Genomic DNA, 22,185 nt, shown 5'->3' on the forward strand with positions numbered 1-22,185 from the left:
CGCCCGACCCGTCGGGCCGGGGAGTGGGCTCGGCCGGACTACCTGACCCGGATGGTGAAGGTCGAGACCGCCGGCCTTCCCGGCACGGCCTTGTTGTAGTTGCCCTTGCGCAGCGCGTTGGTCGGAGCCGCCATCGGCTCGACGCACAGCACGGCGTCGTTGGCCGGGGCGAAGATCTGCGCCGCCGGATAGCCATGTTCGAAAACCACCTCGATGCGCCGGTCCCCGCCGGACAGGGCGAACACCGCGCCCTGCGGGACCTCGTCGAAGCCGTCGTCGATCGTGCGCTCGCCCAGCAACTCCGACGAGGCGGGCACCTCCGCGGTCGCCCCGGTCGGTATGCCCCAGTTGTCCACCGGCAGGTGGCGCATCGGCGGGGTCTCCAGACGCCACTCCGAGCGGGGCACATCGGGGATGGTCAGATAGGGGTGGAACCCGAAGCACAGCGGCACCGACGCGGCCGTGGTCGGCGTGATCGTCGTCTCGATGGTCAGCGCCCGGTCCACCAGTTTGATGTCGAGAGTGACGACGTGCGGGAACGGGAAGCTGCACAACAGCCGCGGCTGACCGCCGTAGTCGAGGTCGGCGATGAAGCGGTTGTCCTCCTGCTCGGTGACCAGCCAGCCCGGGTAGGCCGCCAGCACACCGTGAATGACCAGGCCGTGCTCATCCGAGCGCACCCCGCCCACCCCCGGCGTCAGGGTCACCGCGCCGCCGTCGACCGCGTAGCCGTTGGCGCTGAGCCGGTTGGCGAAGGGGTAGAGGATAGGGATGCCCATGGTCTTGCCGGTGGTCAGGTAGGCGTTGAGGCCGCGGCGCTGACCGAGCAGTTCCACCCCGCCGTCGGACAGCGACGTGCAGATCATCCCCGCAGACGGGACGAAGGTCGCGGTCAGGGCGGACGTGGGGTCCTTCAGGACGACGGAGGGCAACTGGGCCATTGTCGGATTGTGCCACGAATCACCCGGGACTGACCAAGCACGGGGTGGTTGGCCGGGCCGGTCGGCGGCGCGTGCGCCGTCACCGGTGCCGCTCGATGTAGGCGGTCAGGTCGGCGATGCTTCGCAGCGAGGCGTACTGCGACTCCGGGATGTCGACGCCGAACCGCTTGTGCAGCCGTACCAGGAAGTTGAGCCAGTCCATCGAGTCCAGATCCACCTGGTCACGCAGCAGTTCGTTATCGCTGAGGTCGGCCTCGTCGATCTCCGGGGCGATGTCGAGGAGCTCGGCCACCACCCCCGCGCGGATCTCGCTGCTCATCCGGTTCTCCTCACTCACAGCTCCGACGGCTGCTGCAGCAGCCGGTTGATCTCGGCCAGGAACAGCGACCCCCGGGCGCCGTCACTGGCCCGGTGGTCGGCGGCCAGGGTGGCCTGCACGGTGGTGGCCACCCGGATGCCGCCGTCCACCACGACTACCCGCTGGGCGGGCTTGCCGAATCCGACGATGGCGACCTGCTGCGGATAGATCACCCCGAAAACCGAGTCGACGCCGTTGGCGCCCAGGTTGGTGACGGTGATGGTCGGGTCGGACATCTCAGAGCTGCGCAGCGAGCCCGACCGGGCCCGGGCCACCAGATCGGTCAGGTCGGTCATCAGTTCGGCGAGGGTCTTCTCCGAGACGTCGTGGATCGCCGGTGCCACCAGGCCGCCGCCGCGCAGCGAGATCGCGACGCCGACGTGCTGACCGGTCCCCGCGGCGAACCCCTCGTCACGCCAGAAGCCGTTGAACTCGCCGAACCGGCGCGCCGCAAGACCCACCGCCTTGAGCTGGAGCACGGCGACCAGCATCCGCTCGGTGACGGGCCGCCCGGCGTTGTAGTCGGCGAGCCAGTCCAGCGCGCTGTCGAGAGTGACCTCGTCGGCCAGGTAGTAGTGCGGGATCTCCCGTTTGGAGCGGCTCATCGCCGCGGCGATCGAGGCCCGCATCGCCGCGCCGCGCTCGCGCGCCTTCTCGGCGGGCGAGCGCGGTGTCGGGGCCGCCGGTGCTGTCGGGGCGGGTTCGGGTGCGGGCGCCTCGTGGTGCGCGGCGGCGGCGGCGTGCTCGACGTCGTGCAGGGTGATCGCGCCCTGCGGGCCGGTGCCGGTCATCGACGTCAGATCCACCCCCAGGGTGGCCGCGGTTCTGCGGGCGACCGGGGAGACCCACAGCCGGTGGCCGATCGGAGCGGCTCCGGAGGCGGAGGCACCCGGCGGCCCGCTCCCGGGCTTCTCGCCGGCTTCCAGCAGGGTGGCCAACGGCGTCCCGACGGCCACGGTCTGACCGACCGGGACCAGCAGCTCGTTGACCACTCCGTCATGCCAGCACTCGATTTCGACAGCGGCTTTGGTGGTTTCGACGACCGCGACGATCTGGCCCCGGGTCACCGTGTCGCCGGGTTTGACCCGCCATTCGTCCAGGCGTCCCTCGTCCATGTCCGCCCCGAGGGCGGGCATGGTGAACTCGATCATCGGTTCTCTCCGAACAGTCCGCGAACCGCCGAGACGATCTTGTCCGGTTGGGGCAGCGCCGCCTCCTCCAGATGCTTCGCGTACGGAATCGGCACCTCGGCGGTGCACACCCTGGCGACCGGCGCGTCGAGTTCGTAGAACGCCTGCTCGACGATTCGCGCGCTGATCTCGCCGGCCAGGCTCCCGGTGCGCCAGCCCTCGTCCACCAGCACCGCGCGGTGGGTCCTGCGGACCGAATCCATAATGGTGGCGTCGTCCAGGGGCCGCAGCACCCGCAGGTCGATGACATCGCATTCGACACCGGACTGCGCCAGCTCCTCGGCGGCGTCCAGTGCCTTGGGCACGCAGCCCCCGTAGGCGACGATAGTGGCGTCAGAGCCGTTGCGGCGCAGAGCAGCCCGGCCTATGTCAGTGGGCGTGAGCGCATCGAGGTCGGCCGAGAGGTTGTACAACCCGACATGCTCGACTATCACCACCGGGTCGGGGCTGCCCAGCGCGGTGCGGAGCATGCCGTAGGCGTCGGCCACGGTGGCCGGCGCCAGCACGGTGATGCCGGGTATGTGCGCGTACCAGTTCTCCAGGCTGTGCGAGTGCTGAGCCGCCAACTGCCGGCCGGCCCCGGTGGCCATCCGGATGATCACCGGCACGGAGAACTGTCCATTGGACATATGCCGCAGTGCCGCAGCGGTATTGACGATCTGGTCCAGGGCGAGCAGGCTGAAGTTCACCGTCATCACCTCGACGATCGGCCGAAGTCCGCCCAGGGCTGCGCCGATCCCGATCCCGACGAAGCCCAACTCCGATATCGGGGTGTCCCGGACGCGCAGCGCCCCGAACTCCTCGAGCATCCCCTTGGACACCGCGTAGGTGCCGCCGTAACGTCCGACGTCCTCGCCGAGCAGCACCACCCGTTCGTCGGCGCGCATCGCGTCGGCGATCGCGTCATGAACGGCGCCGCGGTATGTCGTCTTCATGGCCCGGCCGGTGTCATCACGTCGCGGGTCAGGGTGTCCACGCCCTCCGGTGTCCCGGCTTCGGCGTAGGCCACCGCTCCGTCGACCTCGACGGTGACGGCCGCCTCGATCGCCGCCACATCGTCGGCGGTGAGCAGGTCATCGGATACGCAGCGTTCGGTGAATGTGCGGATGGGATCGTGTTCGTCGCGCCACTGGGCGACCTCGGCCTTGTCCCGGTACAACTCGGGGTCGAACATCGAATGCGGACGGAACCGGTAGGTGCGGAATTCCAGAAAGAACGGGCCGCCCTCTGACCGGATGTGCCCGACGGCCCGCCGCATCGCGGCGTGGCAGTCCAGTACGTCCATGCCGTCGGCGGAGGCGGCCGGCACCCGATAGGCCGCCGCCTTGGCGACCAGATCCTGCTGGGACAGTTCGCGGTCGATCGACGTGCCCATCGCGTACCGGTTGTTCTCGCAGCAGAACAGCACCGGCAGCTGCCACAGTTCGGCCATGTTCATCGTCTCGTGGAAGGCGCCCTCGGCGGTGGCACCCTCGCCGAAGTAGCAGGCGCTGATCCGATTCCGCCCGAGTTGCTTGTCGGCGAAGGCCAGCCCGGCCGCCAGTGGTATCCCGGCGGCCACGATGGCGTTTCCGCCGTAGAAGCGGCGCTCGGCGTCGAACAGGTGCATGGAGCCGCCGCGTCCTCCCGAGCAGCCCTCCCGCTTGCCGAACATCTCGGCCATGATCTCGGTCATCGGGACTCCGCGCAGCAGCGCGTGGGCGTGCTCGCGGTATGTGGCCACCACCGCGTCGTCGTCGCCGAGCACCCGTAGCGAGCCCGCGGCCACGGCCTCCTCGCCGACATAGAGGTGCAGGAAGCCGCGGATCTTGCCGGCCGAGTACATCTCGGCGCACTTCTCCTCCATCCGGCGCACCCGGATCATGTCGGTCAGCAGTTGACGGGCGAAGGCCGGATCGGTCACGTCCCGGCCCCCGGCGTCTCGACGGTTGAGGTGTCGCCCTCGGGCAGGCCGAGTTCGCGGGCCTTGAGCAGCCGGCGCATGATCTTGCCGCTGCGGGTGTGCGGCAGGGAGTCGAGGAAGTCGATTTCCTTGGGCGCCACCGCCGCCCCGAGTCGCTTGCGGGCATGGCCCATCAGGTCGCGGCGCAGGTCGTCGTCCCCGGTGTAACCGGTCTTGAGCGTCACGAAGGCCTTGACGATCGCGCCGTAGGTGGGGTCGGGCTTGCCGATCACCGCGGCCTCGGCGACCGCCGGATGGTCGGTGAGCACGTTCTCCACCTCGAACGGCCCGATCAGGTGGCCGGAGGCCTTGATGACGTCGTCGGCCCTTCCGACGAACCACAGATACCCGTCGGTGTCGCGCTTGACCAGGTCGCCGGACAGATAGAGGTCTCCGGAGAAGCACTTGCGGTAGCGCTCCTCGGCGTCGAGGTAGCCGCGGAACATCGACGGCCAGCCCACCCGAAGGGCGAGTTCGCCCTCCACGTCCGGCTTTTCGATCACGCGCACCGTCCCGGTGTCCTGATCGTGGTCGACGACGACGACATCGACGCCGGGCAGTGGCCGGCCCATCGAACCGGGTTTGATGTCGAATGCGGGGGTGTTGGCCACCATGATGCCGCCCGTCTCGGTCTGCCACCAGTTGTCGTGAATGGGCAGGCCGAGTACCCGTTTCCCCCACCAGACGGCTTCGGCGTTGAGCGGTTCGCCGACGCTGGCGATGAACCGCAGATGCGGGAAGGTGTACTTGTCGGCCAGTTCCTCGCCCGCCTTGATAAGCATTCGGACGGCGGTGGGAGCCGTGTACCAGACGGTGACCTTCTCGTCCTGGAGTATCCGGTACCAGCGCTCGGCATCGAACTCCGCTTCGTCGATGATCGAGGTGACGCCGTGCAGCAGCGGGGAGATGATCCCGTACGCGGTGCCGGTGACCCAACCGGGATCCGCTGTGCACCAATAGATGTCGTCCGGATGAAGGTCAAGGGCGAACAGCCCGGTGATGTAGTGCATCGCCACTGCGGCATGCACGTGCTGGGCGCCCTTGGGGGTGCCGGTGGTACCGCTGGTGAAGTGCAGCAGGGAGACGTCGTCGGCGGTGGTGTGTTCGATCGGCGCGTCGTCGCCGGCGCGGTCCATCAGGTCGGCGAAGTCGAGGGTGCCCTCGATTGCCCCGTCGCCGACGATCAGGACATGCTTGACCGACGGCAGATCCCCGCGGATCTTGGCGATCTTGCGCCTGTAGATCGCGGCAGTGGTCACCAGCACGTCGGCCGCACCGATGTTCACCCGGGTGGCGATCGGCTCCGGTCCGAATGCCGAGAACAGTGGTGAGACCACGCTGCCGTTGCGCAACGCGCCGAGCATGCTGATGTAGAGCTCGGGGACCCGGCCCATGATGACGAATACCTTGTCGCCCTTGCTGATTCCCAGTCCGCGAAGAACATTGGTGAACTTGCGGGTCAGCCGGCCCAACTCGGCATAGCTGAGGTCATGGGCGGACAACTCCTGAGCACCCGGGGTGTCGGCGACGAACCGCAGCGCGGTTCGGCCGGCCCCGGGTCCGTGCGCGTGGCGGTCGACCGCCGCGTAGGCGATGTTGCAGCCGGCTGCTCCATCGGGCTTGACCATGCCCTCACACAGGTCGGGCACCTGCGACCAGGAGAAGGACGCGCGGGTGGCGTCGTAGTCGCGCAGGTTCGGTGCAACCTTCAGGTCGGCCGGACCTTTGCGGATCACTGCATCAGCGGTTGAGCCGTCGTCCACCGTGTCCGGCCTAGCGGCGCGGCGGATCGAGTACGCCGGAGCGGCGGGCCCTGGGGAAGTTGGCCATCACCCGCTCGATCAATGCGTCGTAGGCCGCGCCGTCGTTGAGGATGTCGAGCCGTTCGAGCTGACGCAGAAAGGCGTCGATGCGACGTTCCAGCGACCAGTCCCAGTAGTCGCGCCGGGTGAACGGTGAGCACAGGAACGTCCAGGCGATGCTGTCCATCTCCTCAGCCCACTGGGCCCTGGCCATCACCGATCCCCTAAATCCCGACACCCTGTGATATTCATTTCACCGCATATCGAGCGGGAAGGGGCGAAAGTCCCCTAATTGACGGCGATTTCGGCGGGCGGTCTCGACGGGCGCCTCAGCCCGGTGCGGGACGCAGCGTCCACGCCGGAACCCAGTGCGTCACGGCCCTGCTGCGGGCGCCGTAGCTGATCGGATAACTGACCAGTCCCCACCACTCGCCCTGCTCGCACTTGCCCCAGCAGCTCAGACTGCCGGTCACCACCTTGTCCATCTGCAGTCCGTGGGGGTGGTACCCACCCCGGCGGTGCGGCCGGCGCGGGAAGATCGCGGTGAGATCGACCAGTACCGGCACCGGCGGGCGCACCGGCCGGAACGGCGGGCGCACGGGCTGGCCGTTGTATCCGATCGCCGCCAGCCCCGTCACTATTCGATCATACGTTCGATCATGACGGCCGTGGGAATACGGCCGTAAGCCTCTACCGGCCGAAAGCGGGATTGATTAGACTTGAGCGGAACAGACTCAACGTTGCCGGTGTTGTATACCTCGACAAGCTTCTATCAGGAGAAATGGAGGACGTCGGAGCGTGGACTCTTTCAATCCGACCACCAAGACCCAGGCGGCGCTGACCGCCGCACTGCAGGCCGCCAGCGCGGCGGGCAACCCGGAGATCCGGCCCGCCCATCTGCTGATGGCCCTGCTCACCCAGACCGACGGCATCGCCGGCCCGCTGCTCGAGGCTGTCGGGGTCAACCCGGCCACCATCCGGACCGAGGCGCAGAAACTCGTCGACCGGCTGCCGACGTCGAGTGGGGCGACCTCCCAGCCGCAGTTGTCTCGGGAGTCACTGGCCGCCATCAACGCCGCCCAGCAACTGGCCGGCGAGATGAACGACGAGTATGTCTCGACCGAGCACCTGCTGGCCGGCCTGGCCACCGGTGACTCCGATGTGGCCAAGCTGCTCACCGGGGCCGGGGCCTCGCCGCAGGCGCTGCGCGAAGCCTTCGTCAAGGTCCGCGGCAGCGCGCGGGTCACCAGCCCCGATCCCGAGGCCAAGTACCAGGCGCTGGAGAAGTACTCCACCGACCTGACCGCCCGCGCGCGCGAAGGCAAACTCGACCCGGTCATCGGGCGGGACAACGAGATTCGCCGCGTCATTCAGGTGCTCAGCCGGCGCACCAAGAACAACCCGGTGCTCATCGGCGAGCCCGGCGTCGGCAAGACCGCGATCGTCGAGGGCCTGGCCCAGCGCATCATCGACGGCGACGTTCCGGAGAGCCTGCGCGACAAGACCGTCATCTCCCTGGACCTCGGGTCCATGGTCGCCGGCGCGAAGTACCGCGGCGAGTTCGAGGAGCGGCTCAAGGCCGTGCTCGACGAGATCAAGGAATCCGCCGGGCAGATCATCACCTTCATCGACGAGTTGCACACCATCGTCGGCGCCGGCGCGACCGGCGAGGGCGCGATGGACGCCGGCAACATGATCAAGCCGATGCTGGCCCGCGGCGAGCTGCGGCTGGTCGGGGCCACCACCCTCGACGAGTACCGCAAGTACATCGAGAAGGACGCCGCCCTGGAGCGCCGGTTCCAGCAGGTGTTCGTCGGCGAGCCGTCGGTGGAGGACACCGTCGGAATCCTTCGCGGCCTGAAGGACCGCTACGAGGTCCACCACGGCGTGCAGATCACCGACTCCGCGCTGGTGGCGGCGGCCACCCTGTCCGACCGCTACATCACCAGCCGGTTCCTGCCGGACAAGGCCATCGACCTGGTCGACGAGGCCGCCTCCCGGCTGCGCATGGAGATCGACTCCCGGCCCGTCGAGGTCGACGAGGTCGAGCGGCTGGTCCGCCGGCTGGAGATCGAGGAGATGGCGCTGGCCAAGGAGGAGGACGAGGCCTCGGCGGAACGGCTGGAGAAGCTGCGCGCCGAGCTGGCCGACCAGAAGGAGAAGCTGGCCGAGCTGACCACCCGCTGGCAGAACGAGAAGAACGCCATCGACGTCGTCCGCGAGTACAAGGAGCAGCTGGAGGTGCTGCGCGGCGAGGCCGACCGGGCCGAGCGCGACGGCGACCTGGCCAAGGCGGCCGAGCTGCGCTACGGCCGGATTCCCGAGGTGGAGAAGCAACTCGACGCCGCGCTGCCCCAGGCCCAGGCCCGCGAGGCCGTCATGCTCAAGGAGCAGGTGGGCCCGGACGACATCGCCGACGTGGTGGCGGCTTGGACCGGCATCCCGGCCGGCCGGCTGCTGGAGGGCGAGACCGCCAAGCTGCTGCGCATGGAGGACGAGCTCGGCAAGCGGGTGATCGGGCAGAAGGCCGCCGTGCAGGCCGTCTCTGACGCGGTGCGCCGCACCCGGGCCGGCGTGGCCGATCCCAACCGGCCCACCGGATCGTTCCTGTTCCTCGGCCCGACCGGTGTCGGCAAGACCGAGCTGGCCAAGGCGCTGGCGGACTTCCTCTTCGACGACGAACGCGCGATGGTGCGCATCGATATGAGCGAGTACGGCGAAAAGCATTCCGTGGCAAGGCTTGTCGGTGCTCCTCCCGGCTACATCGGCTACGACCAGGGCGGCCAGCTGACGGAGGCGGTGCGCCGCCGGCCCTACACGGTGGTGCTCTTCGACGAGGTCGAGAAGGCCCACCCGGACGTGTTCGACGTGCTGCTGCAGGTGCTCGACGAGGGACGGCTGACCGACGGGCAGGGCCGGACGGTGGACTTCCGCAACACCATCCTGATCCTGACCTCGAACCTGGGCTCGGGCGGCGACGCCGACCAGGTGATGGCCGCGGTCCGCGCGGCGTTCAAGCCGGAGTTCATCAACCGTCTCGACGACGTGCTGATCTTCGACGCGCTGTCGGCCGACGAGCTGGTGCAGATCGTCGACATCCAGCTCGCCCAGCTGCAGAAGCGGCTGGCCCAGCGACGCCTGGAGCTGCAGGTGTCGCTGCCTGCCAAGGAGTGGCTGGCCCAGCGCGGGTTCGACCCGGTCTACGGCGCCCGGCCGCTGCGCCGGCTGGTCCAGCAGGCCATCGGCGACCAGCTGGCCAAGATGCTGCTGGCCGGCGAGATCCACGACGGCGATGTCGTGCCGGTCAACGTCGCCCCGGACGGGGACTCGCTGATCCTGGGCTGATCCCCGGCCGTGAAAGGTGACCCGGTTGTTATCTGCGGGGCCTCTCGGTGAACGGCGGCCAACGGTTAGGCTACGGGGCAATGGTCCCGTTCTGGTTCACGCTGTCCGCACTCTGCTTCGTGGGTGCGGGGGTTCTGCTGTACATCGAGACCGGACGGCGCCGGGGTCTGGGCCGGCGCCGCAAGTCCTGGGCCCGCGCGCACGGTTTCGACTACGAAGAGCAGTCGACGGAGATCCTCGACCGCTGGGAGCGCGGCGTGATGTCGACCGTCGGCGAGGTCAACGCGCGCAACGTGGTGCTCGGTCAGGTCCGCGGCGAGGCGGTCTACGTCTTCGACCTCGAGGACGTCGCCACCGTGATAGCGCTGCACCGCAAGGTCGGCACCAACATCGTCATGGACCTGCGTCTCAAGGGTGTCAAGGAACCGCGCGAGACCGACGTGTGGCTGCTGGGGGCGATCGGGCCGCGAATGCTGTACTCCAACAACCTCGACGCCGCACGGCGGGCCTGCGACCGGCGCATGGTCACCTTCGCCCACACCGCGCCGGACTGCGCCGAGATCATGTGGAACGAGCAGAACTGGACACTGCTGGCCATGCCGATCTCGTCCACCCGCGCCGAGTGGGACGAGGGTCTGCGCACCGTCCGGCAGTTCAACGACCTGCTGCGGGTGCTTCCGCCCATCCCCGCGCAGGCCGCCGCGGTCCATTCCGGCCTCCGCACCGCCGAACCCGGCCGTCCGCAACCCCACGCGGGCCGTCACGAACTCCCTCTCGGCCGCAGCGAGGCCCCGCCGGTGCTGCGCCCGCAGCCGCCCCGCACCGGTACGCAGGCGCCCAACTACCAGACCTGACCCGGCGATAGGGTGACGGGGTGACCCGTCCGGTAGCTCTGATCACCGGGCCCACCTCGGGCCTGGGCGCCGGGTACGCACGACGGTTCGCCAACGACGGATACGACGTGGTGCTCGTCGCCCGCGACGCCGTCCGGCTCGCTGATCTGGCGGGCGAACTGCGTGCCGCTCATGGTGTCGACGTGGAGGTCCTGCGTGCGGACCTCGCCGAGGCTCCCGACCGCGACGCCGTCGCCCGTCGGCTCGGTGCCGGGGTGCAGGTGCTGGTCAACAATGCCGGTTTCGGCACCTCCGGGGACTTCTGGACCGCCGACCCCGCGGTGCTGCAGCGCCAGCTCGACGTCAATGTCACCGCTGTCATGCAGCTGACCCGCGCCGCACTGCCGCCGATGGTCGCCGGCGGCAGGGGCAGCGTGATCAACATCGCCAGTGTCGCCGGGCTGCTGCCGGGCCGCGGATCGACGTACTCGGCGTCCAAGGCCTGGGTGGTGTTCTTCTCCGAAGGCCTGGCAAACGGTCTGGCCGGCACCGGGGTCGGCGTGCACGCGGTGTGCCCGGGGTACGTGCGAACCGAGTTCCACCAGCGCGCCGGGATCGACATGGCCACCCTGCCCGGCCCGCTGTGGCTGACCGTCGACACCGTGGTCGCCGAGAGTCTGGCCGACATCGCCAGGGGCAGGGTGGTCAGCATCCCGGGCCTGCAGTACAAGGTGCTGACCGGCGCCGGCCGACTGATTCCCCGCGGACTGGTCCGTGCGTTAACCGACAGATTGGGACGAGGCCATGGCCGCACCTGAACTCAACTCCGCCGAACGAGCCGAACTTGCGGACCTGGTTCGCCGGTTGTCCGTGGTGTTCGGCCGCGTGACACTCTCCTCGGGCAAGGAGGCCGACTACTACGTCGACCTGCGTCGGGCCACCCTGCACCATCGGGCCGCCCCGCTGATCGGCCGGCTGATGCGCGAGCTCACCGCCGACTGGGACTACGCGGCCGTCGGCGGCCTGACCATGGGGGCCGATCCGGTGGCGTGCGCGGTCATGCACTCACCCGGCCGTCCGATCGACGCGTTCGTGGTGCGCAAGGCGGTGAAAAGCCATGGGATGCAGCGCCTTATCGAAGGATCAGAGGTTTCCGGCCACCGTGTTCTGGTGGTGGAGGACACCAGTACGACGGGCGGTTCGGCGCTGACGGCGGTACGCGCCGTGCGTGACGCGGGGGCGACCGTGGTCGGGGTCGCCACGGTGGTGGACCGCGCCACCGGTGCGGCCGAGGCGATCGAGGCCGAGGGGGTGCCCTACCGGAGCATCCTCGGCCTGGCCGACCTCGGCCTCGTCGATGCTTGAGACCGAGGACTGGGACGACGTCGTCGACCTGTTGTGCGTCGGTGCGGAGCCGGGCCCTCTGGCCTACGGAATCCTCTGCGCCGCAAAGGGTCTCGATGTGATTGTCGTCGAATCCGCGCACCTGGATCCGCAGACCCTGGATTACCGGGTTGCGATGACCGAGGATCTCGAGGAAGACGAGCCGGATCCGAGCCTGACGCTGACGTGCGCGGCGCCGGCGCCGCCGGCCACCGGAAAGCGGGCGGTGCTGGAACCCTTTGTCGGCGAGGAGCTCCGGCGGTGGTCGGCGGCGTGCCGCCGATCGCCGTTCGGTGTCCTGTGCACCGGTGTGCCGGATCTGGAGCCCATGTGTGATGCGGGTGGCCGGTCGATCACGGCCGGGCTGATCGGCGGCTATCGGTCCGACGGCGGCGCGCCCGGCCCGGACCTTGTGCGGTGGCTGCGCGACCGGGCCGCCGGCCTCCTCGCACCGGCAAGCGATCGGCTGGCCGGGCTGATCCTCCAGGAGGGCCGGATAGCCGGGGCCGTCCTGGACGACGGCGGCGGCCCGCGGCGGGTCGGCACCTGCGCCGGCCTGGCACTGCCGGTCGGGTCGGGGCCCGCACTCTGGCCCGACCAACCGGAACTGGCCGGGGTGGACGCCGAGGTAGCGGTGGTGGGCCGCCGCGGCGGCCGGTTCGCCCGGGTGGAGTTGATCGACGCGCGGGGGCGGCGATGACCGGTCCGGGCCCCACCGAATGGGACACCGGAGCCGCAGGCGTCGGCCCCTGGAGCGACACCCACCCCGGGATGAGTCCGGACGACCCGCGCTACGACCCCGACCTGCTGGAAAATGGCGACCGCCGCAATGTCGTTGACGCGTATCGGTATTGGCGGCGGGAGGCGATCGTCGCCGACATCGACCGGCGTCGTCACCGGCTGCATGTGGCGATTGAGAACTTCGGCAACGACGCCAACATCGGAGCCGTGGTGCGCACCGCCAACGCCTTCGCCGTGCACACCGTCCACATCGTGGGCCGGCGGCGGTGGAACCGCCGTGGGGCCATGGTCACCGACCGGTATCAGCACCTGGCCCACCACGACACCACCGAGGACCTGATCTCCTTCGCCCGGACGGCCGGACTGCACGTCGTCGCCGTCGACAACGTTGCCGGCGCGCTGCGTCTGGAACAGACCACTCTCCCGGGTGACTGCCTGCTGGTGTTCGGCTCCGAAGGTCCGGGAATCTCCGCAGCTGCCCGGACCGGAGCGGATCTGATCGTGTCGATCGCCCAGTTCGGATCCACCCGCAGCATCAACGCCGGAGTCGCTGCCGGGATCGCCATGCACGCCTGGATCAGGCAATGGTCCGACTTGTCCCGGGCCTGGTAGGGCAGGATTGCCCCTCATGGACCAGCTGATCACAGACCAGCAATGGAGGAACCGGGCGGCCAGTGCCGAGGCGGCCGTCGCCGCCCGGCATCTGCGCAAGCTGCTGAAGGTGCCCGGCACCCAACTCGGTGTGGTGGGGTGGCCGCCGACGGCTAAGGACTCCAGCTTCGCGACCTGGCATTACTGGTGGCAGGCGCATCTGCTCGACACGCTTGTCGACGCCGAGGTTCGCGACCCCGCACCCGAGCGCGTCGAGAAGATCAAGCGGCAGATCCGCGGGCAGTTCACCCGCAACAACGGCCGGTGGACCAACAGCTACTACGACGACATGGCCTGGCTGGCACTGGCGCTGGAGCGGGCCGGCCGGCTGGCGGGGGTGCCCAATCCCAAGGCGCTGTCCACGCTGTCGGCCCAACTCGTCGACTCCTGGTCGCCGCAGGACGGCGGCGGCATCCCGTGGCGCAAGAAGGACCGTTTCTTCAACGCCCCGGCCAACGGTCCGGCCGGGATTTTCCTGGCCCGCCACGGCAACCTCGCCCGTGCGGGCGAGATGGCCGACTGGGTCGACCGGACGCTGATCGACCCGGAGACCCATCTGGTCTTCGACGGCATCAAGGAGGGTTCCCTGGTGCGCGCCCAGTACACCTACTGCCAGGGTGTGGTCGTCGGTCTGGAGACCGAGCTGGCGATCCGCACCGGCGATCCGCGCCACGGCGCCCGGGTTCGCCGGCTGGTGCCGGCGATCGCCGGGCACATGGCCCCCGGCGGAGTGCTCAAGGGGGCCGGCGGCGGTGACGGCGGTCTGTTCGCCGGCATCACCGCGCGCTACCTGGCGCTGGCCGCGACCGGCCTGCCGGGCGACTCGGCGGCCGACGTGGCCACCCGGGAGGCCGCCCGCGACATCGTGCTCGCCTCCGCCCGGGCAGCCTGGGACAACCGGGCCGAGGTCGACGGCCTTCCGCTGTTCGCCGCGTTCTGGGACCGCGCCGCGGTGGTGCCCGGCGCTGCCGAGGAGTCCGGCGACCGGGTGGACGGAGCGGTGTTCGAATCGCCCTGCCCGGAGCGCGACCTGTCGGTCCAGGTCTCCGGCTGGATGTTGATGGAGGCCGCGTACGCCGTGTCGGCGGCGACTTAGCCGTACCTGGCGCTGTGGCGGCGCGGCGGGGGGACGTGCCGGGTTATGCTCTGCCGGCAGGTGGAGCCGAAGGAGAGCGTGAACCGATGAAGACCATCACGGCGCTGACGGGAGTACTCGCCGTCACGTTCAGCACGGCGCTCGCAGGCTGCAGTCCGAGGACCGAGCAGGCCTCCACTGCCACCACGACGGCCACCCCGACGGTGTGGGTCGGCGAGGAGCACGGAGTGGGAGCCACCCTGCACCAGTACATCTCCGACAACAAGATCGCCGAGGAGCCGTTCAAGGCCAACGAGCCGGGAACGCCGAAATTCGACTTCCCCTTCCCGCCCGACTGGAGGTCGGCCGGCGACAAGACCCCGGACTGGGCCTACGGCGCCATCGTCTACGACAAGGCCAAGGACCCGCAGGACCCGCCGTTCATCGTCGCCATCGCCTCCAAGCTGACCGGCGACGTCGATCCGGCCAAGATCCTCGAATACGCCCCGGGGCAGCTCAACGACCTTCCGGATTTCGAGCCGGTCTCGCCACCGAAGCGCGACTCACTCGGCGGGTTCGACGCCATCGACTACGCCGGGACCTACATGTGGGAGGGCAAGCCCCGGGTGGTCGGCCAGCAGACCGTCATCGTCCCGGGCAAGGACGACAGCGTTTTCGTCCTCCAGCTCAATGGCGAAGCTCCGAAGGGCGAGAAGCAGGTCGTCATCGACGCGGCGGCCCTCATCAGCGAGAAAACCAAGATCTACGCCCCGTCCTGATCGTCTGGACACCCGAGTTTCACGGACGGAGAACCACATGACCTTGCGCTCCTCGGCTTCCCGCCTCCTGGCCGCCGCGGTTGTCGGCCTGGGACTGTTGTCGGCGCCGGCGATCGCCGGCGCCGCGCCGTGCCCGGGCGGCCAGTGGGCGGACCCCATCACCGGTCTGTGCTGGTCGCAGAACAACCCCAGCAACAGCTACGGCGGCTCCGGCAACATCCCCTGCCTGCCGGGTCGCCTCGGGCTGTGCCTGGGCGCGCTGCAGAACACGCCGATCCCCGGGTCCACGCTCGCGGGCCCGAACCCCAACGGCACCTGGCCGTAGGCCGATCGCCTGGGCGGGTACGGCGCCGGGGTGAAGCGCCGGGGTGAAGCGCCGGGGTAAAGCGCCGGGGTAAAGCGCCGGGGTGAAGCCTAGGTCTCCTCGGGCAGGGCGCCGCGGCGGCGCAGCAGGTTGCGCCCGACGGTGAGCAGGCCCGGCAGGACCGAGAGGAACACGATGAGCAGGATCATCAGTTCCAGGTGCGCCTTGACGAAGGGCACGTTCCCCAGAAAGTAGCCCAGCAGCGTCATCCCGGCGCCCCACACGATGCCGCCGACGATGTCGAAGGCCAGGAACACCGGGTAGCGCATGTAGGACACCCCGGCCAGCACGGGGGTGAAGGTCCGCACGATCGGGACGAACCGCGCCAGGATGATGGTCTTGGGACCGTGCCGTTCGAAGAAGGCGTGCGACTCGGTCACGTAGTGCTTCTTGAAGAGCCGCGAGTCCTCCTTGTCGAACAGCGCCGGACCGATCCGGCGGCCGATGAAATACGCGCACTGGTCACCCAGAACGGCGACCAGGGGAACGCACACCAGCAGCACCCCGATGCTCACCGGCGGGTTCGGCGCGGCGGCCAGCAACCCCCCGGTGAACAGCAGCGAATCGCCGGGCAGCAGCGGAAAAAGCAGGCCGGTCTCGATGAAGACGATGATCAGGATGCCCGGCAGCACCGCGGAGGCGAACGGGCCGCCCTCGCCGAGCCAGTACATCGGGTCCATGATGTGCGGCAGGGCCATCGCGGTGGTGATCATGACGCCCCAAGATACCGGTGCGGTTTGACATACTTCGTGTCAGACAGGCTTAGACACGAGCCGGACTTGACTACAGTGCCGGGACAGCCCAGAGAGGACGGACCCGCCAATGCCGATCGCCACCCCCGAGGTCTACGCGGAGATGCTGAACCGGGCCAAGGAGCACTCCTTCGCGTTCCCGGCCATCAACTGCACCTCGTCGGAGAGCATCAACGCAGCGCTCAAGGGATTCGCCGACGCCGGCAGTGACGGGATCATCCAGTTCTCCACCGGCGGGGCCGAATTCGGTTCCGGCCTCGGGATCAAGGACATGGTCACCGGAGCGGTGGCGTTGGCCGAGTTCGCCTACGTCGTCGCCGAGAGGTACCCGATCACCGTGGCCCTGCACACCGACCACTGCCCCAAGGACAAGCTGGACACCTATGTCCGCCCGCTGCTGGCGATCTCCGCCGAGCGGGTCCGGGCGGGCCGGCACCCGCTGTTCCAGTCGCACATGTGGGACGGCTCGGCGGTCCCGATCGAGGAGAACCTGTCGATCGCCCGGGAACTGCTCAAGCACGCCGAGGCGGCCCGGATCATCCTCGAGGTCGAAATCGGCGTCGTCGGCGGCGAAGAGGACGGCGTCGAGGCCGAGATCAACGACAAGCTCTACACCTCTCCCGCCGACTTCGAGAGGACCGTCGACGCCCTCGGCACCGGCGAGAACGGCCGCTACCTGCTCGCGGCGACGTTCGGAAACGTTCACGGCGTGTACAAACCCGGCAACGTGAAGCTCAAGCCGGATGTTCTTGCCGAGGGCCAGCGGGTGGCGGCCGCCAAGCTGGGGCTGGCCGAGGACGCCAAGCCCTTCGACTTCGTCTTCCACGGCGGGTCGGGGTCGCTGAAGTCGGAGATCGAGGACTCGCTGCGCTACGGCGTGGTCAAGATGAACGTCGACACCGACACCCAGTACGCCTTCACCCGTCCGATCGTCGGACACATGTTCGCCAATTACGACGGTGTGCTCAAGGTCGACGGTGAGGTCGGCAACAAGAAGGTCTACGACCCGCGCAGCTACATGAAGAAGGCCGAGGCGGGGATGAGTGAACGGATCATCGAGGCGTGCAACGACCTTCGCAGCGCCGGCCGGAGTGTCTCGGCCTGACGAAGCGTCGTCAGGACGACTGGCAGATCTTCCACTGGTCGTCGCGCAACTGCAGATCGAAACTGCGGGTTGACGTGGTGGCCGGGTCGAAGGCCATGTAGGAGGTGACGTTGGCCTCGGCATGCTCGCCGTTGACGACCACCTCGTCGATGCTGGCGACCACCGGGTACTGCTTGGCAGCGGCGATCCGCGCGTAGGCGTCGGCCCAGGCGTTGTCGTCGTAGTTGACGTAGCCCTCGCGGGTCTGCCCGCAGGTGACCGAGCGCAGCGTGGCCAGATCGCCCTTGCGCACCGCGGCGTCGAAGGTCTCGATGGTTGAGCGCACCGCCTCCTGCGAGGCCCTGGCCGCCTGGGCGCGTTTGAGCAGCACGACTCCGAGGATCGCCGCGGCGGCCAGTGCGGCCGCCACGAGCAGGATCGGGATCAGCCAGCGGCGGCGCCGGGGCGGGACGGCTTGCGGGGCCGTCCCTGCGGCCGCGGCGAAAGACGAGGATGACGTCGCGATGAACTCGGTCTCGGCGTCGGGAACCCGGTCGATGATCTGTGTCGAGCCGGCATCGAAACCCGGTGCGGTGTAACGACGTTCGTCAAGGGCGGCCGCCGCGATACCGGCGTCGGCGGGAATCCGGATCACCTCGGTGACCGGATCACCGTCAGCCCGCGGTAGGCCGGCGGCTTCGGCGGGCCGGTCGGCATCGCCGTTGCCGTCGCCGGACGGATTCGACATGGCCTGCTGGGGTCCCTCCTGGTGCGGTCTCCTCCAGACCCTAGCGGGTGGGCCCGACTCCCGGCCGCGCGCAACTCCGGACGTCCCGGCGCGCCGGCCGTCGAGGCCCGGCAGAATGGGGCCCATGACTTCCTTCGGTGATCTTCTGGGACCCCCGCCGGTGCTGCTGCCCGGCGACGTCGAGGCCGAGGCCCTGCTCGAGGCCGGGGAGACCCCGGCGATCGTGGCGGCCGCCCACCCCGCCGCGTCGGTGGCCTGGGCCTGCCTGGCCGAGGACGCCCTGGACGCCGACAAGGCGGTGACGGCTTACGCCTACGCGCGCACGGGCTACCACCGAGGGCTGGACCAGTTGCGCCGCAACGGCTGGAAGGGCTTCGGCCCGGTGCCCTACAGCCACGAACCCAATCGCGGCTTCCTGCGGTGCGTCGCCGCGCTCGCCCGGGCCGCCGACGCCATCGGGGAGACCAGCGAGTTCGAACGGTGTCGCGACCTGCTCGACGACTGCGACCCGGCGGCCCGCGCGGAGCTCGGCCTGGTCTGACCGGAGCCCGGTCACAGGTCGCTCTGCTCCGGGCAGCCGGGGGCCGAGCCCGGCGGCTCCACCTGGATGGTGGCGTGCCCGAGACCACGCGCGTCGAGCACCGCCCGGGCGTCGGCCAGCACCCGGTCGGACGAGCCGTTGGTGGACAGATGCGCGGTCGCCATGTCCTTGCCGGGCACCAGGGTCCACACGTGCAGGTCGTGCACCTCGGTGACCCCGTCCACCGCGGCCAGCGCGGAGCGCAGCTCCTCGACGTCGATGTGCTTGGGCGAGGACTCCGAGAGGATGCGCAGTGCCGCCCGCGCCAGCGCGATCGCCCGCGGCAGAACCCATAACGCGACCAGCACGGCGACCACGGTGTCCGCATAGGGCCAGCGGGTGGTGACCGTCACGATGCCGGCGATCAGCACGCCGAGGCTGCTGACCGCGTCGGCCACCACCTCCATGTAGGCGCCCTTGACCGCCAGACTGTCGGAGGCCTGCGACCGAAGCAGAAGCACCACAGTCAGATTCGCCGTCAGCGCCAGCAGCGCCACCACGATCATCGGCCAACCCGGCACGTCCGGAGTCCGGCCGAGCCGCTCGATCGCCTCGTAGACGATGAACGCGGCAACCCCGAGCAGCAGCACGGCATTGGCCACCGCGGTGAAGACCTCCGCCCGGTGCCAGCCGTAGGTGCGCGCCGCCGACTTCGAACCCCGGCGGGCCAGCAGCACCGCGGTCAGGCCCATGAAGAGGGCGACCAGGTCGGTGAGCATGTGGGTGGCGTCGGCCAGCAACGCCAGCGAGCCGATGGCCAGCGCGGTGGTCAGCTCGATGAGGAAGAAGGCGCCCAGGATCGCCGAGGCCAGTGCCATCCGGCTCACCCGGGTGTCCGCACCGCCGTGGCTGTGCCCTGCGCCCATGGCTGGGAATATAGCCGCCGTGCCGACCGTCGACGTGGTTACTTTCGGCCCTATCGCCGCCCGGCGGGCGGTCGATACCGTCAAGGAAGTGCGGCAGCGTAGAGGGGGTTCGCTGCCGCACTACCAATGTCCGGGGCTGACAATGTCCGGGGCCGAGTGTCGGCTCCGCCGCGGCCTAGTACCAGTCCGACCAGAACCTGGTCAGGTCCATGCCGGCGAACGCCAGCCCGCGCGAAACCCCGAACAGGTCGAACAGCGAGAACACCGCGGAGAAGAACCACCGGTTCGGGCCGGGGGCGATCAGCACCACCAGCAGGATCAGGAAACCGAACTGCTTGGCCGGCTGCAGCGCGCGCTGGGTGGCCTGGCCCAGGTGCGGCTCCAGTGCGGCGTACCCGTCCAGACCGGGGATCGGCAACAGGTTCAGAACCAGCGCGGTGACCTGAAGGAACCCCAGGAACGTCACCCCCGCCCAGAACACGGCGTGGTCGTGGTCGAAGAACAACCGGGCCGCTCCCAGCAGCAGCACGGCGAGGACCAGGTTCGCGAACGGCCCGGCGAGGTTGACGATCGTGCGCTGGCGCGTCGTCATCAGCCCGGTGCGCAGATAGACCGCACCGCCGGGCAGTCCGATGCCGCCCAGGGCGATGAACAACAGCGGCAGACCGATCGACAGCATCGGGCTGGAGTACTTCAGCGGGTTCAGCGTCAGGTAACCGCGCACCGCCGCGTCGTCGTCGCCGAAGCGCCAGGCGGTGTAGGCGTGCCCGAACTCGTGCAGGCACAGCGACACCACCCAGCCGGCGATGACGAAGACGAACACCCCGACCCGCGCCATCGGTCCGGTGGACAACTCCGCCACCCAGGCCAGCACCCCGCCGAGGACGGTGAGGCCGACGAGTGCGAGGAAGACCGGGCTGGGGCGAACCGACTGGTGCAGCGGGCTGATGCTCACAGCACCGAAGGTACCTGTGGGATGGTTCTTGACATGCGTCCACCGGCTCTGCCCGCGCCCAAACCCCTCACCGGTTTGTTCGGCGGCCTCTATGCCGCCGCCTACGGCATCGGGGGCCAGCAGCTGGTGAGCCGGCTGGTCCGCAGGGTGGGTCCGGTGGTCGCGCTGCCGGTGCTGGGATACGGACCGGTGGTCGCCGTCGCAGACCCCGGGCTGGTGAGGCAGGTTTTCGCTGCGGCACCCGACGTCCTGCTCGGCGGCCAGGGGGTGGGCCCGGCCGCCGCCATCTACGGTCGGCGGTCGATGTTCGTGCAGGAGGAGCCCGAGCATCTGCGCCGGCGCAAACTGCTGACCCCGCCGCTGCACGGCAGCGTGCTGGAGAGCTACGTTCCGATCATCGAGGCGGCCACCCGTGCCGCCATGGCGCGCTGGCCGGCCGGCCGGCCGATGCGAATGCTCGAGGCGGCGCGTGAACTGACCCTCGACGTGACCGTGCGGATCATGTTCGGCGTCGACGACCCCGGCGAGGTGGCCCGGCTCGCCGCACCGTTCGACGACCTGCTGGTGCTTGCCATCTCCGGGGAGACACCGGTGCGCTACGCGGCCCGGCGGATCGGCGGGCTTCGGCTCTGGGGCCGGCTGGGCGGTGTCAATCGCCGCATCGACGACGTACTCATGCCGCTGATCGCCGCCCGCCGGGCCGCCCCCGGGCAGCGCGGCGGAGTCCTGGGCATGCTCGTCGACGCCCGCACCGAGGACGGAGAAGGCCTGTCCGACAGAGAGATCCGTGACGATCTGGTCACCCTGGTACTGGCCGGCCATGAGACGACGGCCACCACACTGGCCTGGGTGGTCGACCTGCTGCTGCACCACCCGGGGCCGCTGGAGCGGGTGCGCGCCGAAGCGGAGTCCGGTGCGACCGCCTACACCGAGGCGGTGATAAACGAGACCCTGCGGCTGTGGCCGCCGGCTCCGATCACCGGGCGGATGACCGCCGGGCGGTACCGGCTCGGCGACTACACCCTGGAACCGGGTACCCGGATCGTGCTGCTGCTCGACGCGGTCAACCGGGATCCCGACAGCTATCCCGACCCGGCCGGGTTCCGTCCCGAGCGTTTCCTCGGCGTCAAGCCCCAGCCGCACACCTGGATCCCCTTCGGCGGCGGAATCAAACGCTGCATCGGGGCGGCATTCGCGATGCGGGAACTGGTCACCGTCCTGCATACGCTCTTTCGGGAGGGTCGGCTCGAAGCGGTCAGTGCGCGCCCGGAGGGCCCTCCGTGGCGCGCTGCCCCGGTTCTTGTGCCGCGCAACGGAACCCGCGTCCGGTTTCGGCCATCAGAACAGCTGACCGGTTCCGGTCGTGGCCTCTGATCCCGCGTCCACCGTTCCAACTTCCACCGTGGAGTAGCCGAGTCCGATGTAGGCAAGCACGACGGCGATCATCGCCGCCGCCAGCACGGTGTCTGCCGTCGTGCTGCGCAGTGTCAGGCCGAGGACCGCCCCGGCGACGATCAGGCATTGGAACAGCAGGTCCATGTCGAGACCCTGCTGCCCGATCGCGAAGTCGTGCAGCAGGTTCACCGCCACCATCGCAATCAGCACCCCGAAGAAGAACGGCCGCACCCGCCCGAAGGTCTCGGCGGCCGGCAGCTCGGAATCCCACCGCGCCTCGGGCAGCAGGAATGACATCACCAGGATGCCGGCGGGCACCGCGAGGAAGGCCAGCAGTTCCAGGATCGAGACTTGCTTGACGGTGTCCCGGTAGTAGGTCACCGCCAGCCAGACCTGCACGA

At 69.4% G+C, this 22,185-nt stretch carries 25 protein-coding genes; 12 read left to right on the forward strand and 13 right to left on the reverse strand.

What is annotated here, in order from left to right; genetic code table 11:
• Window positions 1-38: 38 nt before the first annotated feature.
• The 8 genes from ACKOQ4_RS16720 to ACKOQ4_RS16755 all read right to left on the reverse strand — a co-directional run bounded on the left by ACKOQ4_RS16720 (window position 39) and on the right by ACKOQ4_RS16755 (window position 6,871).
• Window positions 39-941, reverse strand: a complete 903-nt coding sequence (locus ACKOQ4_RS16720; protein ID WP_526293709.1) for an aldose 1-epimerase — start codon at window positions 939-941, stop codon at window positions 39-41.
• Between the two features lie 79 nt (window positions 942-1,020).
• Window positions 1,021-1,260 carry an acyl carrier protein gene (locus ACKOQ4_RS16725; RefSeq protein WP_526293710.1) on the reverse strand — a complete coding sequence of 80 codons (240 nt, stop codon included), beginning with the start codon at window positions 1,258-1,260 and terminating at the stop codon, window positions 1,021-1,023.
• A 14-nt stretch (window positions 1,261-1,274) separates the two neighbouring features.
• Window positions 1,275-2,450: a 2-oxo acid dehydrogenase subunit E2 gene (locus ACKOQ4_RS16730; protein WP_526293711.1), complete on the reverse strand. Its 1,176-nt coding sequence runs from the start codon at window positions 2,448-2,450 to the stop codon at window positions 1,275-1,277.
• Window positions 2,447-3,424 carry an alpha-ketoacid dehydrogenase subunit beta gene (locus tag ACKOQ4_RS16735; RefSeq protein WP_526293712.1) on the reverse strand — a complete coding sequence of 326 codons (978 nt, stop codon included), beginning with the start codon at window positions 3,422-3,424 and terminating at the stop codon, window positions 2,447-2,449. Before ACKOQ4_RS16735 ends, ACKOQ4_RS16730 begins: the two co-directional genes overlap by 4 nt.
• A complete protein-coding gene (gene pdhA, locus ACKOQ4_RS16740) occupies window positions 3,421-4,392 on the reverse strand; it encodes a pyruvate dehydrogenase (acetyl-transferring) E1 component subunit alpha (protein ID WP_526293713.1) in 972 nt (323 codons plus the stop codon). Before pdhA ends, ACKOQ4_RS16735 begins: the two co-directional genes overlap by 4 nt.
• Window positions 4,389-6,194, reverse strand: coding sequence for an acetate--CoA ligase (gene acsA / locus ACKOQ4_RS16745; RefSeq protein WP_526293714.1), 1,806 nt, complete (start codon window positions 6,192-6,194; stop codon window positions 4,389-4,391). The genes pdhA and acsA overlap by 4 nt, the downstream gene beginning before the upstream one ends.
• Before the next feature lie 10 nt (window positions 6,195-6,204).
• Entirely contained in the window at window positions 6,205-6,447 is a 243-nt protein-coding gene (locus ACKOQ4_RS16750) for a hypothetical protein (protein ID WP_526293715.1), read from the reverse strand.
• A gap of 115 nt (window positions 6,448-6,562) precedes the next feature.
• Window positions 6,563-6,871, reverse strand: coding sequence for a hypothetical protein (locus ACKOQ4_RS16755; RefSeq protein ID WP_526293716.1), 309 nt, complete (start codon window positions 6,869-6,871; stop codon window positions 6,563-6,565).
• Between the two features lie 160 nt (window positions 6,872-7,031).
• Between ACKOQ4_RS16755 and clpB the strand changes: the two genes are divergently transcribed.
• The 9 genes from clpB (at window position 7,032) to ACKOQ4_RS16800 (ending at window position 15,365) form a co-directional block, all read left to right on the forward strand.
• Complete coding sequence (gene clpB / locus ACKOQ4_RS16760) at window positions 7,032-9,578, forward strand: ATP-dependent chaperone ClpB (protein WP_526293717.1); 2,547 nt, start codon at window positions 7,032-7,034, stop codon at window positions 9,576-9,578.
• A gap of 80 nt (window positions 9,579-9,658) precedes the next feature.
• Window positions 9,659-10,432, forward strand: coding sequence for a trehalose monomycolate transport factor TtfA (ttfA, locus tag ACKOQ4_RS16765; protein ID WP_526293718.1), 774 nt, complete (start codon window positions 9,659-9,661; stop codon window positions 10,430-10,432).
• A gap of 20 nt (window positions 10,433-10,452) precedes the next feature.
• A complete protein-coding gene (locus ACKOQ4_RS16770) occupies window positions 10,453-11,229 on the forward strand; it encodes an SDR family NAD(P)-dependent oxidoreductase (RefSeq protein WP_526293719.1) in 777 nt (258 codons plus the stop codon).
• The gene (gene pyrE, locus ACKOQ4_RS16775) at window positions 11,216-11,776 is read left to right on the forward strand and encodes an orotate phosphoribosyltransferase (protein WP_526293720.1); all 561 of its coding nucleotides are present in this window, start codon (window positions 11,216-11,218) and stop codon (window positions 11,774-11,776) included. The genes ACKOQ4_RS16770 and pyrE overlap by 14 nt, the downstream gene beginning before the upstream one ends.
• Entirely contained in the window at window positions 11,769-12,494 is a 726-nt protein-coding gene (locus ACKOQ4_RS16780; RefSeq protein WP_526293721.1) for a hypothetical protein, read from the forward strand. Before pyrE ends, ACKOQ4_RS16780 begins: the two co-directional genes overlap by 8 nt.
• A complete protein-coding gene (locus ACKOQ4_RS16785) occupies window positions 12,491-13,147 on the forward strand; it encodes a TrmH family RNA methyltransferase (protein WP_526293722.1) in 657 nt (218 codons plus the stop codon). Before ACKOQ4_RS16780 ends, ACKOQ4_RS16785 begins: the two co-directional genes overlap by 4 nt.
• A gap of 16 nt (window positions 13,148-13,163) precedes the next feature.
• Window positions 13,164-14,282 carry a glycoside hydrolase family 76 protein gene (locus ACKOQ4_RS16790; RefSeq protein WP_526293723.1) on the forward strand — a complete coding sequence of 373 codons (1,119 nt, stop codon included), beginning with the start codon at window positions 13,164-13,166 and terminating at the stop codon, window positions 14,280-14,282.
• Between the two features lie 86 nt (window positions 14,283-14,368).
• Entirely contained in the window at window positions 14,369-15,040 is a 672-nt protein-coding gene (locus tag ACKOQ4_RS16795) for an LpqN/LpqT family lipoprotein (RefSeq protein WP_526293724.1), read from the forward strand.
• A 37-nt stretch (window positions 15,041-15,077) separates the two neighbouring features.
• Window positions 15,078-15,365 carry a hypothetical protein gene (locus ACKOQ4_RS16800; RefSeq protein ID WP_526293725.1) on the forward strand — a complete coding sequence of 96 codons (288 nt, stop codon included), beginning with the start codon at window positions 15,078-15,080 and terminating at the stop codon, window positions 15,363-15,365.
• 89 nt (window positions 15,366-15,454) lie between these two features.
• On the opposite strand, the gene ACKOQ4_RS16805 is transcribed toward ACKOQ4_RS16800, so the two are convergent.
• On the reverse strand, window positions 15,455-16,117 hold the full coding sequence (locus ACKOQ4_RS16805) for a VTT domain-containing protein (protein ID WP_526293726.1): 663 nt from the start codon (window positions 16,115-16,117) through the stop codon (window positions 15,455-15,457).
• Between the two features lie 109 nt (window positions 16,118-16,226).
• Between ACKOQ4_RS16805 and fbaA the strand changes: the two genes are divergently transcribed.
• Window positions 16,227-17,261: a class II fructose-bisphosphate aldolase gene (gene fbaA / locus ACKOQ4_RS16810; protein WP_526293727.1), complete on the forward strand. Its 1,035-nt coding sequence runs from the start codon at window positions 16,227-16,229 to the stop codon at window positions 17,259-17,261.
• A gap of 10 nt (window positions 17,262-17,271) precedes the next feature.
• Here the strand turns inward: fbaA and ACKOQ4_RS16815 are convergent, their stop codons facing one another.
• Window positions 17,272-17,988: an Rv0361 family membrane protein gene (locus tag ACKOQ4_RS16815; protein WP_526293728.1), complete on the reverse strand. Its 717-nt coding sequence runs from the start codon at window positions 17,986-17,988 to the stop codon at window positions 17,272-17,274.
• Between the two features lie 124 nt (window positions 17,989-18,112).
• Here ACKOQ4_RS16815 and ACKOQ4_RS16820 point away from each other — a divergent pair, with 124 nt between their 5' ends.
• The gene (locus tag ACKOQ4_RS16820; protein WP_526293729.1) at window positions 18,113-18,529 is read left to right on the forward strand and encodes a DUF3151 family protein; all 417 of its coding nucleotides are present in this window, start codon (window positions 18,113-18,115) and stop codon (window positions 18,527-18,529) included.
• 11 nt (window positions 18,530-18,540) lie between these two features.
• Here the strand turns inward: ACKOQ4_RS16820 and ACKOQ4_RS16825 are convergent, their stop codons facing one another.
• A complete protein-coding gene (locus ACKOQ4_RS16825) occupies window positions 18,541-19,434 on the reverse strand; it encodes a cation diffusion facilitator family transporter (RefSeq protein ID WP_526293730.1) in 894 nt (297 codons plus the stop codon).
• Between the two features lie 175 nt (window positions 19,435-19,609).
• On the reverse strand, window positions 19,610-20,389 hold the full coding sequence (locus ACKOQ4_RS16830) for a site-2 protease family protein (protein WP_526293731.1): 780 nt from the start codon (window positions 20,387-20,389) through the stop codon (window positions 19,610-19,612).
• Between the two features lie 33 nt (window positions 20,390-20,422).
• On the opposite strand from ACKOQ4_RS16830, the gene ACKOQ4_RS16835 reads away from it, so the two are divergent.
• Complete coding sequence (locus ACKOQ4_RS16835; RefSeq protein ID WP_526293732.1) at window positions 20,423-21,763, forward strand: cytochrome P450; 1,341 nt, start codon at window positions 20,423-20,425, stop codon at window positions 21,761-21,763.
• Here the strand turns inward: ACKOQ4_RS16835 and ACKOQ4_RS16840 are convergent.
• A partial coding sequence (locus ACKOQ4_RS16840) for a hypothetical protein (RefSeq protein ID WP_526293733.1) occupies window positions 21,728-22,185 on the reverse strand: 458 nt, incomplete at its 5' end. The two genes, ACKOQ4_RS16835 and ACKOQ4_RS16840, sit on opposite strands and share 36 nt — an antisense overlap.

It is taken from the genome of Mycobacterium sp. (assembly GCF_046095365.1).
GTDB lineage: Bacteria > Actinomycetota > Actinomycetes > Mycobacteriales > Mycobacteriaceae > Mycobacterium.